Here is a 14,696-nt window from a genome sequence, read left to right on the forward strand (position 1 = left end):
GAGGTTTTCTTATCATATAGTACATTCTTCTTAAGGAGGGTTGCTCCTTGATGGACGTTAACAACTTCGAATTTATGAAAATTGGATTAGCTTCTCCAGAAAAGATACGTTCGTGGTCCCGCGGGGAAGTAAAAAAGCCAGAAACAATTAACTACAGAACCTTAAAACCTGAAAAGGAAGGTCTGTTTTGCGAAAAGATTTTTGGTCCAACAAAGGACTGGGAATGTCACTGTGGTAAGTATAAGCGTGTCCGTTATAAGGGCGTAGTATGTGACCGTTGCGGCGTTGAGGTAACTCGTCAAAAAGTTCGTCGCGAACGCATGGGTCATATCGAATTAGCTGCACCCGTTTCTCATATTTGGTACTTCAAAGGGATTCCAAGTCGCATGGGCTTGGCATTGGATATGTCTCCTCGTTCACTCGAGGAGATCATCTACTTTGCTTCTTATGTAGTTACGGATCCAGGAGATACACCGTTAGAGAAGAAACAGTTGTTGTCTGAAAAGGAATATCGCAGCTATCGTGAGAAATACGGCTATGCCTTCCAAGCTGGCATGGGCGCTGAGGCTGTTAAGAAGCTTCTTCAGGATATTGAGATCGAAAGAGAAGTAGAAATGCTTAAGGAAGAGCTGAAGACCGCTCAAGGGCAACGTCGTAATCGTGCCATTAAGCGATTGGAAGTTATGGAAGCATTCCGTAATTCGAAAAACATGCCTGGTTGGATGGTTCTTGATGTACTTCCTGTCATTCCTCCTGAGCTTCGTCCGATGGTCCAATTGGATGGAGGACGCTTCGCGACTTCTGACTTGAACGATCTTTATCGTCGAGTGATCAACCGGAATAACCGTCTGAAAAGACTGTTGGACTTGGGAGCACCTGATATCATTGTTCAAAATGAGAAACGGATGCTTCAGGAAGCCGTTGATGCTTTGATTGATAACGGCCGTCGCGGTCGTCCAGTAACAGGACCGGGTAACCGTCCATTGAAATCCCTTAGCCATATGCTTAAGGGTAAGCAAGGTCGTTTCCGCCAAAACTTGCTAGGTAAACGTGTTGACTATTCCGGTCGTTCCGTTATCGTAGTAGGACCTAGCTTGAAGATGTACCAATGTGGTCTTCCGAAGGAAATGGCACTTGAGTTGTTTAAACCTTTTGTTATGAAAGAGCTGGTTAATAAAGGCCTTGCTCATAATATCAAAAGCGCTAAACGTAAAGTTGAACGTGTCAGTCCTGAAGTTTGGGATGTGCTGGAAGAAGTAATTAAGGAGCACCCGGTTCTGTTGAACCGTGCACCTACACTGCATAGACTGGGTATTCAAGCGTTTGAGCCTATCTTGGTTGAAGGTCGCGCTATCAAGCTGCATCCTTTGGTATGTACGGCATACAATGCGGATTTTGATGGTGACCAAATGGCGGTTCACGTACCATTGTCCTCAGAAGCACAAGCAGAAGCTCGTGTGTTAATGTTGGCCTCTGGTAATATTTTGAATCCAAAAGACGGTAAGCCTGTTGTTACTCCTTCACAGGATATGATCTTGGGTAGTTTCTATTTAACTACTGATAATAAAGAAGCTAATGGTGCTTTGACGATCGTTCGTACTGTGCACGAAGCGGTATCCTTATACCAGCGCGGTGCTGCGTCTCTACATGCACGTATAGCTATTCCTGCCAAAGCGTTGAACAAAACAAGCTTCACGCCTGAACAGCAAGAAGCTATGCTTATTACAACCATTGGTAAAGTTATATTTAACGAAATATACCCAGAGGATTTCCCGTACATCAATGAGCCTACCAAGGCTAACTTGTTGTCAGGTGCTTCTGATCAGTATTTCGTGTTCAATAAAGGTGCGAATATTCGCCAAATCATGCTAGATTTACCTGAGGCTAAAGCTGTAGGTAAGGAGTATCTTGGGTCGATTATCGCCGAGTGTTTCCGTAAATACCATACAACCCTTACCTCTATTATTTTGGACCGTATCAAAGAGCTTGGTTTCACTTACTCAACAAAAGCTGGTATTACGATCGCAGTTTCGGACGTAAACGTACCGCCGGAAAAAGTAGCCATTCTTAAAGAATCCGATGATAAAGTTAGTGTTGTAACTAATCAGTATCGTCGTGGTTTGATTACGGACGAAGAGCGTTATGACCGTGTCATTGCGATCTGGAGTAAAGCTAAGGATGAACTCACAGATATTCTGATGAAGTCACTCGACAAGTATAACTCCATTAATATGATGGTTGAATCTAAAGCGCGTGGTAATAAATCACAAATTACACAGCTTGGCGGTATGCGTGGTTTGATGGCGAATCCGTCCGGTAAAATTATTGAGTTACCTATCAAATCGAATTTCCGTGAAGGCCTTACGGTATTGGAGTACTTTATCTCTACCCACGGAGCGCGGAAAGGTTTGGCGGATACAGCCCTTCGTACGGCGGATTCAGGTTATTTGACTCGACGTCTTGTAGACGTTGCGCAGGATGTTATCGTGCGTGATGAGGATTGCGGAACCGATAAAGGCTTTACTGTAAGTAGAATTCAAGACGGTAAAGAGGTTATTGAGGATCTATATGATCGTATTGAAGGCAGATATGCATTTGAAACGATTCGCAATCCAAAAACAGGCGAAGAAATTATTGGTCGTAATGAATTAATTGAGGCAGGAATTGCTGATAAAATCATTGAGGCTGGTATTGAAAAACTACAAATTCGCTCAGTATTGAGCTGCCGCTCTAGCCATGGTGTATGTAAGAAATGTTACGGACGTAACTTGGCAACCGGACAGCATGTTGAAATCGGTGAAGCTGTTGGTATTATAGCGGCGCAATCCATCGGAGAACCAGGAACACAGCTGACAATGCGTACCTTCCATACGGGTGGTGTAGCAGGAGATGATATTACTCAAGGTTTGCCGCGTATTCAAGAGTTGTTCGAGGCGCGTAATCCTAAAGGGCAAGCCATTATCTCAGAGCTGGATGGTATCGTTAAAGATATTCGCGAAGCCAAAGACCGTCGAGAAATTGAAGTTCTGGGTGAAGCTGAATCCAAAGTTTACGCGGTTCCTTATGGCTCCCGTGTTCGTGTTGCTCTCAATCAACAAGTTGAAGCAGGCGACGAGCTTACGGAAGGTTCAATCGATCCTAAGGAAATGTTGCGGATCAAAGGGATTCGTGGCGTGCAGAACTACATCTTGCAGGAAGTTCAGCGTGTATACCGGAACCAAGGGGTAGAAATTAACGATAAGCATATCGAAGTTATGATTCGTCAAATGCTTCGTAAGATACGTATCGTTGACGCCGGAAACACTACTTTACTGCCAGGAGCATTTGTAGATATCCACGAGTATGAAGAAGCTAATAAAGTGGCTTTATTCTCGGATCAGGAGCCTGCTGTTGCGAAGCCTGTGTTGCTGGGTATTACCAAAGCATCACTTGAAACGGATTCTTTCTTATCCGCCGCGTCTTTCCAAGAAACAACAAGAGTTTTGACCGATGCAGCAATCAAAGGCAAGGTCGATCAGCTTCTTGGCTTGAAAGAAAATGTTATCATCGGTAAACTGATTCCAGCAGGTACAGGAATGCCGAGATACCGTAACATTCGTATAACCAACCCGAATGAAGTGGGAATTGTCGAAGATTCCTTGGACATGGAACCAGTTTCAGTAGAATAAAGCTTTATAAGAAAAGCATAGTTATCGCCTTCATGAAGAGTTTATTGTGAATTCTTTATGAAGGCACGTGTTTTTCTTGACAATGGTGCTTTCATAGTGCTAATATATCGAAGTGTGCCAATTTATCAATAGTCTCCTGTCCTTTGGAGGATGTTTTTACATGTCTTATGAAAAAGTAAAACAGGCTGCGAACATAAGTACTGGCACAAAGCAAGTTGCAAAAATGGTAGAATTGAACAAGGCTTCAGAAGTTTTTGTTGCTAAAGATGCAGATCCGCGAATAACGATAAAAATAGTTAACCTCTGCAAGAAAATGGGGGTTAAAGTAACATACGTTGACTCTATGAAGTTGTTAGGTAAGGCGTGTGGTATTGAAGTTGGAGCTGCTGTAGCAGCTGTAGTAAATGAATAATGCAAATGCGTTTTTGCCGCAAAACTGCAAGGTGATGCTGGTAGAAACTTTTCCTTTGTTCATTTACGATTCGCCTGGATCTGTGGGCTTGAAATGAAGGATCAATTTCGGAAGGAGGTGGCGAAATGCCAACAATTAACCAGCTCGTTCGTAAAGGACGTCAAGCAAAGGTGGAAAAGTCGAAGTCCCCGGCTCTTCAAAAAGGTTTTAACGCTCTGAAAAGAGAATCAACCAATATCAGCGCTCCTCAAAAGCGTGGTGTATGTACTCGTGTAGGTACAATGACACCAAAGAAGCCGAACTCCGCTCTTCGTAAATATGCTCGTGTTCGTTTAACAAACCGTGTTGAGGTAACTGCGTACATCCCAGGTATCGGACACAACTTGCAAGAGCACAGTGTTGTATTGATCCGTGGAGGAAGAATCAAAGATCTTCCAGGGGTACGTTATCACATCGTGCGCGGCGCATTGGATACTTCCGGTGTTAACAACCGTAAACAAGCTCGTTCCAAATATGGTGCGAAACGTCCAAAAGCAGCGAAAAAGTAATAAGAATTTAGAAACGAATGAACTTTTTCAGAAAGGGGGATAACTATGCCTCGTAAAGGTCCAGTTACTCGCAGAGACGTATTGCCAGATCCTATTTATAATAGCAAACTGGTAACTCGTTTAATCAACCGCATTATGCTAGATGGCAAAAGAGGGGTCGCTCAGACCATTCTATACAATGCTTTTAACATGATCCAAGAACGTACAGGTAAAGAGCCTATGGAAGTGTTTGAAGCAGCTATCAAAAATATTATGCCTGTTCTAGAAGTTAAAGCACGCCGTGTTGGTGGTGCTAACTATCAGGTGCCTATCGAAGTAAGACCAGATCGTCGTACGACTTTGGGTCTTCGTTGGTTGGTAAACTATTCTCGCCTTCGTGGTGAGAAAACAATGGAAGAAAGACTGGCTCAAGAAATCATTGATGCTAGCAACAACACTGGTTCTTCCGTTAAGAAACGTGAAGATACACATAAAATGGCGGAAGCTAACAAAGCGTTCGCACATTATCGCTGGTAGAATTAAAATTCCTGATTAATTGGAAGGAGACATCCTGATGGCTAGAGAGTACTCCTTGGACAATACGCGTAATATCGGGATTATGGCGCATATTGATGCGGGTAAAACTACAACCACTGAGCGGATCTTGTACTATACTGGTATCACTCATAAAATCGGTGAAGTGCACGAAGGTGCAGCAACGATGGACTGGATGGAACAAGAACAAGAGCGCGGAATTACCATCACTTCCGCAGCGACAACCACTCACTGGAAGGGTAAACGCATCAATATTATCGATACCCCGGGACACGTAGACTTCACGGTTGAAGTGGAACGTTCTCTTCGCGTGTTGGACGGAGCTGTTGGTGTATTCAGCGCGAAAGAAGGCGTTGAGCCACAGTCCGAAACAGTTTGGAGACAAGCTGATAAATACAGCGTTCCTCGTATTGCTTATGTTAATAAAATGGACATTATCGGCGCTGATTTCTTGGCAGTTATTGAGCAAATGCGTGAGAAGCTAGGTGCTAACGCGGTTGCAATTCAATTGCCAATCGGTGCTGAGAATGATTTCGTTGGTATTATCGACTTGATCGAGCAAGTTGCCTTCATCTTCAAAGATGATATGGGTAAAGAAGTAGATAGAGTCGAAATTCCAGAAGAGTACAAAGCAAAAGCGGAAGAGCTTCGTCTTGAGCTAATTGAAAAAGTAGCTGAACTAGATGAAGAACTTACTATGAAGTACCTAGAAGGTGAAGAACTTTCTATCGAAGAGATTAAAGCTGCTCTTCGTGTAGGTACATGTCAAGTTAAAATCTTCCCTGTTGTATGTGGTTCTTCTTATAGAAATAAAGGCGTTCCGTTGATGATCGATGCTGTTGTCGATTACTTGCCGGCTCCGACTGATGTTCCAGACATTAAAGGAACTTTGGACGATGGTACGGAAGTAATCCGTAAATCTGCTGATGATCAGCCGTTCTCTGCTCTTGCTTTCAAGATCATGACGGATCCTTTCGTAGGTAAGTTGACGTTCTTCCGCGTATATTCCGGTGTGTTAAATGCTGGTTCATACGTAGTCAACTCCACAAAAGGTAAACGCGAGCGTGTTGGCCGTATCCTTCAGATGCATGCTAACAGCCGTCAAGAAATCAGCATTGTATACTCAGGAGATATTGCTGCAGCTGTTGGTCTTAAAGACACAACAACTGGAGACACTCTCTGTGATGAGAAAAACCAAGTAATCTTGGAATCCATGAACTTCCCTGAACCTGTAATTCAACTTGCTGTTGAGCCGAAAACTAAAGCCGACCAAGACAAAATGGGTATTGCATTATCCAAATTGGCTGAAGAGGATCCAACTTTCCGTGCACACACAGATGAAGAAACAGGCCAAACGATTATCGCTGGTATGGGTGAGCTTCACCTTGAAATTCTCGTTGACCGTATGTTGCGCGAGTTTAAAGTAGAAACCAATGTGGGTAAACCACAGGTTGCTTATCGCGAAACTTTCCGTCAAGAGGCAAGAGTTGAAGGTAAATTCGTACGTCAATCCGGTGGTCGTGGACAGTATGGACATTGTTGGGTTATTTTCTCTCCTCAAGAAGCCGGTGCTGGATTCTTGTTCGAGAGCAAAGTTGTCGGGGGTTCTATTCCTAGAGAATATATCGCGCCTATTCAAGCCGGTATTGAAGAATCCATGAAAAACGGCGTTATTGCCGGTTTCCCGATGGTTGATATCAAGGCAACCGTTGTTGACGGTTCCTATCATGATGTTGACTCCAATGAGATGGCGTTTAAAATTGCTGGATCGATGGCGTTGAAAGCAGCAGTAGAGAAATGTGCTCCTGTATTGCTTGAACCAATCATGAAAGTAGAAGTAACAGTTCCTGAAGAGTACATGGGCGATGTTATGGGCGACCTTAACTCTCGTCGTGGACGTATCGAAGGTATGGATGCGCGCTTTGGTGCACAAATCATCCGTGCTAAGGTGCCTTTGTCTGAAATGTTCGGTTACTCAACTACTTTGCGTTCCCGTACGCAAGGCCGTGGAGTTTACTCCATGGAAATTTCTCACTATGAAGAAGTGCCTAAGTCAATTGCAGAAGAAATTATTGCAAAACACAAAGGTGCATAATTAATAAAACGTCTATTATAATAAGGAGGCATTCTAATCATGGCAAAAGCTAAATTCGAACGTAACAAACCGCACGTGAATATCGGTACTATCGGTCACGTTGACCATGGTAAAACAACTCTTACGGCTGCTATCACAACTGTATTGTCCAAAAGATACGGTGGAGCAGCGGTTGCTTTTGATCAAATCGACAAAGCACCAGAAGAGCGCGAGCGCGGTATCACTATTTCCACAGCTCACGTAGAATATGAAACTCCTAACCGTCACTACGCACACGTAGACTGCCCAGGCCATGCTGACTATGTTAAAAACATGATCACTGGTGCTGCACAAATGGACGGAGCGATCCTGGTTGTATCCGCAGCTGACGGCCCTATGCCGCAAACTCGTGAGCACATCCTATTGTCCCGCCAAGTAGGCGTACCTTACATCGTTGTATTTTTGAACAAATGCGACATGGTAGAAGACGAAGAGCTTCTTGAATTGGTTGAAATGGAAGTTCGCGATCTTCTTAACGAATACGAATTCCCAGGCGATGATACTCCAATCATCCGTGGTGCAGCTCGTGAAGCTCTTCAAAACCCTGATGGTGCTTGGGCTGACAAAATTATCGAGTTGTTTGAGCAAGTTGATACTTACATCCCAACTCCTGAGCGTCAAACAGATAAGCCTTTCTTGATGCCTGTTGAGGATGTATTCTCAATCACTGGTCGTGGTACTGTTGCTACAGGTCGTGTTGAGCGTGGTACTATCAAGATTCAAGAAGAGGTTGAAATCCTTGGTCTTCAAGAAGAAACTCGTAAATGCGTAGTTACAGGCGTTGAGATGTTCCGTAAATTGTTGGATTCCGCGCAAGCTGGTGACAACATTGGCGCATTGCTTCGTGGTGTTGATCGTAAAGATATCGAGCGCGGCCAAGTTTTGGCTAAGCCAGGTTCAGTTAAAGCACACACTGCTTTCTCTGCACAAATTTACGTTCTAACTAAAGAAGAGGGTGGCCGTCATAAGCCTTTTTTCACAGGCTACCGTCCACAGTTCTACTTCCGTACAACTGACGTAACGGGTATCATCTCCCTTCCAGAAGGTACAGAAATGGTTATGCCAGGCGATAACATCACTGTTACTGTTGAACTAATTGCTCCAATTGCTATCGAAGAAGGAACTCGTTTCGCGATTCGTGAAGGCGGACGTACTGTTGGTGCGGGCGCGGTTGCAACTATCAGCAAGTAATATTTAATAACCAAATAAATCCCTTCATCCTTACAAAGATGAGGGGATTTATTTTTTTAGGCAATAGTCATAAGTTTCGCTTGCTTTTTGTTTTCATATTTTATATAATATTAAACGTTGGTCTGTGACGTTGCGATGATGTGAGAGGTTGCTGACACACCCGGCCCCTTTGCCATAGGGACCGAGTCAGGAGATTTTCACGGAGTATGTCCGATACTAAATTGGGCGATAGAAGGAGGGAATACTATGGCTAAGCAAAAAATTCGTATTCGTTTGAAGGCTTATGATCACAGAATCTTGGATCAATCAGCTGAGAAAATCGTAGAAACGGCTAAACGTTCCGGTGCAGGTGTATCGGGTCCGATACCGCTGCCTACGGAAAAACAAATCATTACGATTCTACGTGCGGTTCACAAATACAAGGATTCACGCGAGCAATTCGAAATGCGTACACACAAGCGTTTGATCGATATTGTTAATCCAACACCACAAACTGTGGATGCGTTGATGCGTTTGGATCTGCCGTCCGGTGTGGACATCGAAATTAAATTGTAATTCACATGTGTATAAATATATGAACGTATGAGAGAAAAGAGGTGTCAACGATGACTAAAGGTATCTTAGGAAAGAAACTTGGAATGACTCAAGTGTTTACTCCAGAAGGTTTGGTAATTCCGGTAACTGTAATTCAAGCGGGTCCTTGTACTGTTCTTCAGAAGAAGGATGCAGAAAATGATGGTTACGAAGCAATCCAAATCGGTTTTGACGACAAGAAAGAAAAAAATGCCATCAAACCTGAGTTGGGCCATGCTAAGAAAGCAGGCGCAACACCTAAGCGCTACATTAAAGAATTCCGCGGTATTCAGATTTCTGAATACGAGGTTGGCCAGGAAATCAAAGCTGACTTATTCGCAGAAGGTGAATTCGTTGATGTAACAGGCACTTCCAAAGGTAAAGGGTTCCAAGGCGTTATCAAAAGACATAACCAATCTACAGGTCCGATGGCTCACGGTTCTCGTTATCATCGTGGTCCGGGTTCCATGGGTTCTATCCAAGCGAACCGTGTTCCTAAAGGTAAAAAGCTTCCTGGACATATGGGTAATGAAACAGTTACTGTTCAACGTCTAGAAGTGGTTAGAGTTGATTTGGAGCGCAATGTTCTTCTAATTAAAGGTTCCATTCCTGGACCTAAAAATAGCTACGTTAGCGTTAAATCAACAGTAAAGTAAAACAGGAAAGGAGGATTTTCAAATGCCAAAAGTAGCAGTTTATAATGTTAGTGGCTCCCAGGTAGGAGAAGTTGAATTAGCTGATTCCGTGTTCGGTATCGAACCACATTCACACGTATTGAATGAAGCGGTATTGATGCAGCGTGCTTCCTTGCGTCATGGAACACATAAAGTAAAAGGCCGTTCAGAAGTTCGTGGCGGTGGTCGTAAACCTTGGAAGCAAAAGGGAACTGGCCGTGCTCGTCAAGGTAGTATCCGCGCTCCTCAATGGAAAGGCGGCGGTGTTGTATTCGGACCGACACCAAGAAGCTATTCTTATAAGCTTCCTAAAAAAGTTCGTCGTCTAGCGATTAAGTCTGCATTATCTTCCAAGGTAATTAGCAACGAAATCATTGTGTTGGATCAATTGTTGTTGAGCCAACCAAAGACGAAAGAATTCGCAGCAATTCTTAGCAATTTGAAAGTTGACCGTAAAGCTTTAGTTGTAACAGCTGGTTATGAAGAAAACGTAGCATTGTCTGCGCGCAATATTCCTGGAGTTAAGTTTGTTGTAGCTGATGGAATTAACGTGCTTGATGTTATGGTTTACGACAAGCTGATTATTACTAAGGATGCGGTACAGAAGGTAGAGGAGGTGTTTGCGTAATGAAAAACCCTCGCGACATTATTAAACGCCCAGTGATCACGGAACGTACTAGTGACATGATGACCGAGAAGAAATATGTCTTTGAAGTGGAACTCCGTTCGAACAAAACGGAAATTAAGCAAGCAATCGAGCAAATTTTCAAAGTGAAGGTTACTAATGTTAACACAATGAGAATGCCAGCAAAACCAAAGCGTTATGGTCGTCACTCAGGATACACATCGGAATGGAAGAAAGCGATTGTTTCCTTGAGCGCAGACAGCAAAGAACTAGAATTTTTTGAAACTGTGTAAGTCCACTTTTTGAAGTAAGGAGGGAATCCTAGTGCCAATCAAAAAATATAAACCAACATCACCAGCAAGACGTGCTATGTCGGTTTCAACGTTTGAAGAAATTACGACGTCTACACCGGAGAAGTCATTGTTGGCTCCTTTGAGCAAAAAGGCTGGTCGTAACAATCAAGGTAAAATTACGGTTCGTCACCAAGGTGGAGGACACAAACGTAAATACCGGATTATCGATTTTAAACGGAATAAAGATGGAATACCAGGTAGCGTTGCTACAATTGAGTATGATCCGAATCGTTCCGCTAACATCGCTTTGATTCATTATGCTGATGGAGAGAAACGTTATATCCTCGCTCCAAAAGGTTTGAAAGTTTCAGACAAAATCGAATCTGGCCCTGGATCTGATATCAAAATCGGTAACGCGTTGCCGCTTGAGAACATTCCAGTTGGTACTGTGATTCACAACATTGAGTTGCAACCTGGTAAAGGCGGTCAATTGGTCCGTGCAGCTGGTACAGAAGCTCAATTGCTTGGTAAAGAAGATCGCTATGTAACCATTCGTCTTACCTCTGGTGAGGTTAGAAAGATCTTGAAAGTTTGCCGCGCGACTATCGGTTCCGTTGGTAACGAAGATTATGAATTGGTTAAAATCGGTAAAGCAGGACGCTCTCGCTGGTTGGGTCAAAGACCTGAAGTCCGCGGCGTAGTAATGAACCCTAACGATCACCCACACGGTGGTGGTGAAGGCCGTGCTCCAATCGGTCGTAAGTCTCCTATGTCTCCTTGGGGTAAGCCAACTCTTGGTTACAAAACTCGTAAAAAAGGTAAAGCTTCTGATAAATATATCGTACGTCGTCGTACGAAGTAATTCATTTCTCGGAACGGTTGAAGAAGGGAGGAACGAAACATGGGTCGTAGTTTGAAAAAAGGTCCTTTCGTAGACGACTATCTTTTGAAGAAAGTTGCTGCGGTTGGTGACAGTACTACTAAGAAATCAGTGATCAAAACTTGGTCGCGCCGCTCTACTATTTTCCCGCAATTTATCGGACATACTTTTGCGGTATATGATGGTAAAAAGCACGTGCCGGTTTACGTAACGGAAGATATGGTTGGACATAAACTGGGTGAGTTTGCTCCAACTCGTACTTACAAAGGTCATGGTGACGACAAGAAAACAAGCAAACGCTAAGTTTTCGCGAATTAAGTTGTAAATGAAAGGAGGTACTTCCATGCAACAAGCAAAATCCATTGCAAGATTCGTTCGAATTGCACCTCGTAAGGCGCAATTGGTGATCGACTTGATCCGCGGTAAGCAAGTTGGAGAAGCAATCGCAATTCTGCGTCATACACCTAGATCAGCATCTCCAATCGTTGAGAAGGTTCTGAATTCTGCAATTGCGAACGCAGAGCACAACTACTCCATGGACCCTAACAGCTTGGTTATTTCTCAGGCATTTGTTAATCAGGGGCCGACAATGAAAAGATTCCGTCCTCGCGCTATGGGACGTGCGAGTCGTATCAATAAACGTACCAGCCACATTACAGTAGTGGTATCTGAAAAATAAGGAGGGATAACGTGTGGGTCAGAAAGTAAACCCGGTAGGACTTAGAATTGGGATTATTCGCGATTGGGAATCCAAATGGTTCGCAGGTAAAGATTTTGGCGACTTGTTAATGGAAGACGTCAAAATTCGTGAATACTTAAAGCAAAAGCTGAAAGATTCGGCTGTTTCTCATATTGATATCGAACGTGCAGCTAACCGTGTAAATGTTACTATTCATACGGCTAAGCCTGGTATGGTTATCGGTAAGGGCGGTTCTGAGATTGAAGTGATTCGTACTTACATCGCTAACCTGTCTAACGGTAAAAAAATTCACATCAATATCTCTGAAATCAAAAATCCTGAGCTTGACGCGATCCTTGTTGCTGAAAGCATTGCTCAACAATTGGAACGTCGTGTATCTTTCCGTCGTGCAATGAAGCAAGCTATTCAAAGAACAATGAGATCCGGAGCAAAAGGTATCAAAACATCAGTTAGCGGTCGTTTAGGCGGAGCTGAAATCGCTAGACAAGAAGGATACAGTGAAGGTACAGTACCTCTTCATACACTTCGTGCAGACATCGACTATGGTACAGCTGAAGCAGCTACTACCTATGGCCGTATCGGCGTAAAAGTGTGGATCTATCGCGGCGAAGTTCTTCCAACGGCTAAGAAAAAGGCTGTTACGGAAGGAGGCAACTAATTATGTTAGTTCCTAAACGTGTAAAACACCGTAAAGAGCACCGTGGCAAAATGCGCGGTCAAGCTAAAGGCGGAGCGGAAGTACATTTCGGTGAATTCGGTTTGCAAGCTATGGAACCTGCTTGGGTTACCAACCGTCAAATCGAAGCTGCTCGTATTGCTATGACTCGTTATATCAAACGTGGCGGTAAAGTATGGATTAAAATTTTCCCAGCTAAACCAGTTACACAAAAACCGCTTGAAGTACGTATGGGTAGTGGTAAAGGTAACGTGGAAAAATGGGTTGCTGTTGTAAAACCGGGTAAAGTAATGTTTGAGTTGGCTGGTGTAAGCGAAGAGATTGCTCGTGAAGCAATGCGTCTTGCTTCTCACAAACTGCCAATCAAAACAAAGTTTGTTAAAAGAGAAGATGTAGGTGGTGAAGCAAATGAAAGCTAGTGAATTTCGTAACTTAACCACTGCTGAGATTGAACAAAAGATTTCTGGGTTTAAGGAACAACTCTTTAGCCTCCGTTTTCAACTAGCTACCGGTCAACTGGATAATCCAGTCCAGATTCGAGAAGTCCGCAAAGAGATTGCTCGTGCAAAGACTGTTTTGCGTGAAAGAGAACTGGGAATCATTAGTTAATGAATGAGAGAGGAGGATTTTCCAATGAGTGAACGTAATGATCGTAAAACTCAAGTTGGTAAAGTCGTGAGCGACAAAATGGACAAAACCATTGTTATCGCTGTTGAAACATACAAAAAACACGATCTTTATCACAAGAGAATCAAATATACTAAGAAATTTAAAGCACATGATGAAAACAACGAAGCTAAAATCGGTGATGTTGTTAAAGTTATGGAAACTCGTCCGATTTCCAAAGACAAGCGTTGGAGATTGATCGAAGTAATAGAAAAAGCCGTAGTCGTTTAAGATATGTATGATGCATCAATTCCGGAAGGAGGGTTTAAACAATGATTCAACCTCTATCTCGTTTAAATGTGGCTGACAACTCAGGAGCTAAACAACTTATGTGTATCCGTGTGTTGGGTGGTACTGGTCGTCGCGTGGGTCACATCGGTGATTTAATCATTTGTTCCGTGAAAGAAGCAACACCAGGCGGTGTTGTCAAAAAAGGTGATGTAGTTAAGGCGGTTATCGTTCGCACTAAACGTGGAGCTCGTCGTAAAGACGGTTCATACATTAGCTTTGATGAAAATGCAGCTGTAATCGTAAAAGACGATAAGAGTCCTCGTGGAACTCGTATCTTCGGACCTGTTGCTCGTGAGCTTCGCGACAGAGAATTCATGAAAATTGTTTCTCTTGCTCCAGAAGTTATCTAATAAGAAACCGCTAAGCGGTTGAATGATATATATGATCCTTACGTATTTAGTTTTCTCGCGAAAACTAAACGTAAGCTTTCGAAGCTAACGTTCTACGAACGTTCTCAGGAGGTGGAAACTCAATGCCAAAGCAACCCAAGAAATTGGAGTCTCACAATAATAAATTGAACGTGAAAAAAGATGATACTGTGTTTGTGATTACAGGTAAAGACAAAGGCAAAAAAGGTCGTATAATCGCAGCATATCCTCGTGAAAATCGCGTGTTGGTCGAAGGTGTGAACTTAATCAAGAAGCACACTAAGCCATCACAATCGAATCCGCAAGGCGGTATCATTTCTCAAGAAGCACCAATTCACGTATCCAACGTGATGCTGATTGATCCTAAGAGCGGCCAACCTACACGTGTAGGTTACAAAGTTTTGGACAACGGTAAAAAAGTGCGTATTGCTAAAAAATCCGGTGAAGTCATCGATTAATCGTA

19 protein-coding genes are annotated in these 14,696 nt (G+C 43.2%); all 19 read left to right on the top strand.

The window, feature by feature from the left end:
• Positions 1 to 47: 47 nt before the first annotated feature.
• Positions 48 to 3,668 (top strand): DNA-directed RNA polymerase subunit beta', encoded by a 3,621-nt coding sequence (rpoC, locus tag GC093_RS06550; protein WP_171651076.1) that lies wholly within the window; start codon positions 48 to 50, stop codon positions 3,666 to 3,668.
• 160 nt (positions 3,669 to 3,828) lie between these two features.
• On the top strand, positions 3,829 to 4,080 hold the full coding sequence (locus GC093_RS06555) for a ribosomal L7Ae/L30e/S12e/Gadd45 family protein (protein WP_171651077.1): 252 nt from the start codon (positions 3,829 to 3,831) through the stop codon (positions 4,078 to 4,080).
• A gap of 125 nt (positions 4,081 to 4,205) precedes the next feature.
• Positions 4,206 to 4,628 carry a 30S ribosomal protein S12 gene (gene rpsL / locus GC093_RS06560; RefSeq protein ID WP_171651078.1) on the top strand — a complete coding sequence of 141 codons (423 nt, stop codon included), beginning with the start codon at positions 4,206 to 4,208 and terminating at the stop codon, positions 4,626 to 4,628.
• Positions 4,629 to 4,673: 45 nt separating this feature from the next.
• Positions 4,674 to 5,144: a 30S ribosomal protein S7 gene (gene rpsG, locus GC093_RS06565; RefSeq protein WP_171651079.1), complete on the top strand. Its 471-nt coding sequence runs from the start codon at positions 4,674 to 4,676 to the stop codon at positions 5,142 to 5,144.
• Positions 5,145 to 5,181: 37 nt separating this feature from the next.
• Complete coding sequence (fusA, locus tag GC093_RS06570; protein ID WP_171651080.1) at positions 5,182 to 7,257, top strand: elongation factor G; 2,076 nt, start codon at positions 5,182 to 5,184, stop codon at positions 7,255 to 7,257.
• Positions 7,258 to 7,296: 39 nt separating this feature from the next.
• On the top strand, positions 7,297 to 8,487 hold the full coding sequence (tuf, locus tag GC093_RS06575) for an elongation factor Tu (protein WP_171651081.1): 1,191 nt from the start codon (positions 7,297 to 7,299) through the stop codon (positions 8,485 to 8,487).
• A 246-nt stretch (positions 8,488 to 8,733) separates the two neighbouring features.
• The gene (gene rpsJ, locus GC093_RS06580; protein ID WP_005544556.1) at positions 8,734 to 9,042 is read left to right on the top strand and encodes a 30S ribosomal protein S10; all 309 of its coding nucleotides are present in this window, start codon (positions 8,734 to 8,736) and stop codon (positions 9,040 to 9,042) included.
• 50 nt (positions 9,043 to 9,092) lie between these two features.
• Positions 9,093 to 9,716 carry a 50S ribosomal protein L3 gene (rplC, locus tag GC093_RS06585; RefSeq protein ID WP_171651082.1) on the top strand — a complete coding sequence of 208 codons (624 nt, stop codon included), beginning with the start codon at positions 9,093 to 9,095 and terminating at the stop codon, positions 9,714 to 9,716.
• Between the two features lie 22 nt (positions 9,717 to 9,738).
• Positions 9,739 to 10,362 (top strand): 50S ribosomal protein L4, encoded by a 624-nt coding sequence (rplD, locus tag GC093_RS06590; protein WP_171651083.1) that lies wholly within the window; start codon positions 9,739 to 9,741, stop codon positions 10,360 to 10,362.
• Complete coding sequence (gene rplW, locus GC093_RS06595) at positions 10,362 to 10,652, top strand: 50S ribosomal protein L23 (RefSeq protein ID WP_171651084.1); 291 nt, start codon at positions 10,362 to 10,364, stop codon at positions 10,650 to 10,652. Before rplD ends, rplW begins: the two co-directional genes overlap by 1 nt.
• 31 nt (positions 10,653 to 10,683) lie before the next feature.
• Entirely contained in the window at positions 10,684 to 11,514 is an 831-nt protein-coding gene (rplB, locus tag GC093_RS06600; protein WP_171651085.1) for a 50S ribosomal protein L2, read from the top strand.
• A gap of 39 nt (positions 11,515 to 11,553) precedes the next feature.
• Positions 11,554 to 11,835 carry a 30S ribosomal protein S19 gene (rpsS, locus tag GC093_RS06605; protein WP_171651086.1) on the top strand — a complete coding sequence of 94 codons (282 nt, stop codon included), beginning with the start codon at positions 11,554 to 11,556 and terminating at the stop codon, positions 11,833 to 11,835.
• 40 nt (positions 11,836 to 11,875) lie between these two features.
• Positions 11,876 to 12,211: a 50S ribosomal protein L22 gene (gene rplV, locus GC093_RS06610; RefSeq protein WP_171651087.1), complete on the top strand. Its 336-nt coding sequence runs from the start codon at positions 11,876 to 11,878 to the stop codon at positions 12,209 to 12,211.
• Between the two features lie 13 nt (positions 12,212 to 12,224).
• Positions 12,225 to 12,890: a 30S ribosomal protein S3 gene (gene rpsC / locus GC093_RS06615; RefSeq protein ID WP_171651088.1), complete on the top strand. Its 666-nt coding sequence runs from the start codon at positions 12,225 to 12,227 to the stop codon at positions 12,888 to 12,890.
• 2 nt (positions 12,891 to 12,892) lie between these two features.
• Complete coding sequence (rplP, locus tag GC093_RS06620) at positions 12,893 to 13,327, top strand: 50S ribosomal protein L16 (RefSeq protein WP_171651089.1); 435 nt, start codon at positions 12,893 to 12,895, stop codon at positions 13,325 to 13,327.
• Positions 13,317 to 13,517 carry a 50S ribosomal protein L29 gene (gene rpmC / locus GC093_RS06625; RefSeq protein ID WP_171651090.1) on the top strand — a complete coding sequence of 67 codons (201 nt, stop codon included), beginning with the start codon at positions 13,317 to 13,319 and terminating at the stop codon, positions 13,515 to 13,517. The genes rplP and rpmC overlap by 11 nt, the downstream gene beginning before the upstream one ends.
• A 24-nt stretch (positions 13,518 to 13,541) precedes the next feature.
• The gene (rpsQ, locus tag GC093_RS06630; protein ID WP_171651091.1) at positions 13,542 to 13,805 is read left to right on the top strand and encodes a 30S ribosomal protein S17; all 264 of its coding nucleotides are present in this window, start codon (positions 13,542 to 13,544) and stop codon (positions 13,803 to 13,805) included.
• A gap of 41 nt (positions 13,806 to 13,846) precedes the next feature.
• The gene (gene rplN / locus GC093_RS06635; protein WP_171651092.1) at positions 13,847 to 14,215 is read left to right on the top strand and encodes a 50S ribosomal protein L14; all 369 of its coding nucleotides are present in this window, start codon (positions 13,847 to 13,849) and stop codon (positions 14,213 to 14,215) included.
• A gap of 122 nt (positions 14,216 to 14,337) precedes the next feature.
• Positions 14,338 to 14,691: a 50S ribosomal protein L24 gene (rplX, locus tag GC093_RS06640; RefSeq protein WP_216624528.1), complete on the top strand. Its 354-nt coding sequence runs from the start codon at positions 14,338 to 14,340 to the stop codon at positions 14,689 to 14,691.
• Positions 14,692 to 14,696: the final 5 nt, after the last annotated feature.

Source organism: Paenibacillus foliorum (genome assembly GCF_013141765.1).
Classification (GTDB): domain Bacteria; phylum Bacillota; class Bacilli; order Paenibacillales; family NBRC-103111; genus Paenibacillus_S; species Paenibacillus_S foliorum.

Excerpts from the sequence above, each read along its gene's own strand:
- GC093_RS06555 (WP_171651077.1), top strand. The coding sequence starts at position 3,829 with ATGTCTTATGAAAAAGTAAAACAGGCTGCGAACATAAGTACTGGCACA.
- rpsL (WP_171651078.1), top strand. The coding sequence starts at position 4,206 with ATGCCAACAATTAACCAGCTCGTTCGTAAAGGACGTCAAGCAAAGGTG.
- rpsG (WP_171651079.1), top strand. The coding sequence starts at position 4,674 with ATGCCTCGTAAAGGTCCAGTTACTCGCAGAGACGTATTGCCAGATCCT.
- fusA (WP_171651080.1), top strand. The coding sequence starts at position 5,182 with ATGGCTAGAGAGTACTCCTTGGACAATACGCGTAATATCGGGATTATG.
- tuf (WP_171651081.1), top strand. The coding sequence starts at position 7,297 with ATGGCAAAAGCTAAATTCGAACGTAACAAACCGCACGTGAATATCGGT.
- rpsJ (WP_005544556.1), top strand. The coding sequence starts at position 8,734 with ATGGCTAAGCAAAAAATTCGTATTCGTTTGAAGGCTTATGATCACAGA.
- rplC (WP_171651082.1), top strand. The coding sequence starts at position 9,093 with ATGACTAAAGGTATCTTAGGAAAGAAACTTGGAATGACTCAAGTGTTT.
- rplD (WP_171651083.1), top strand. The coding sequence starts at position 9,739 with ATGCCAAAAGTAGCAGTTTATAATGTTAGTGGCTCCCAGGTAGGAGAA.
- rplW (WP_171651084.1), top strand. The coding sequence starts at position 10,362 with ATGAAAAACCCTCGCGACATTATTAAACGCCCAGTGATCACGGAACGT.
- rpsS (WP_171651086.1), top strand. The coding sequence starts at position 11,554 with ATGGGTCGTAGTTTGAAAAAAGGTCCTTTCGTAGACGACTATCTTTTG.
- rplV (WP_171651087.1), top strand. The coding sequence starts at position 11,876 with ATGCAACAAGCAAAATCCATTGCAAGATTCGTTCGAATTGCACCTCGT.
- rplP (WP_171651089.1), top strand. The coding sequence starts at position 12,893 with ATGTTAGTTCCTAAACGTGTAAAACACCGTAAAGAGCACCGTGGCAAA.
- rpmC (WP_171651090.1), top strand. The coding sequence starts at position 13,317 with ATGAAAGCTAGTGAATTTCGTAACTTAACCACTGCTGAGATTGAACAA.
- rpsQ (WP_171651091.1), top strand. The coding sequence starts at position 13,542 with ATGAGTGAACGTAATGATCGTAAAACTCAAGTTGGTAAAGTCGTGAGC.
- rplN (WP_171651092.1), top strand. The coding sequence starts at position 13,847 with ATGATTCAACCTCTATCTCGTTTAAATGTGGCTGACAACTCAGGAGCT.
- rplX (WP_216624528.1), top strand. The coding sequence starts at position 14,338 with ATGCCAAAGCAACCCAAGAAATTGGAGTCTCACAATAATAAATTGAAC.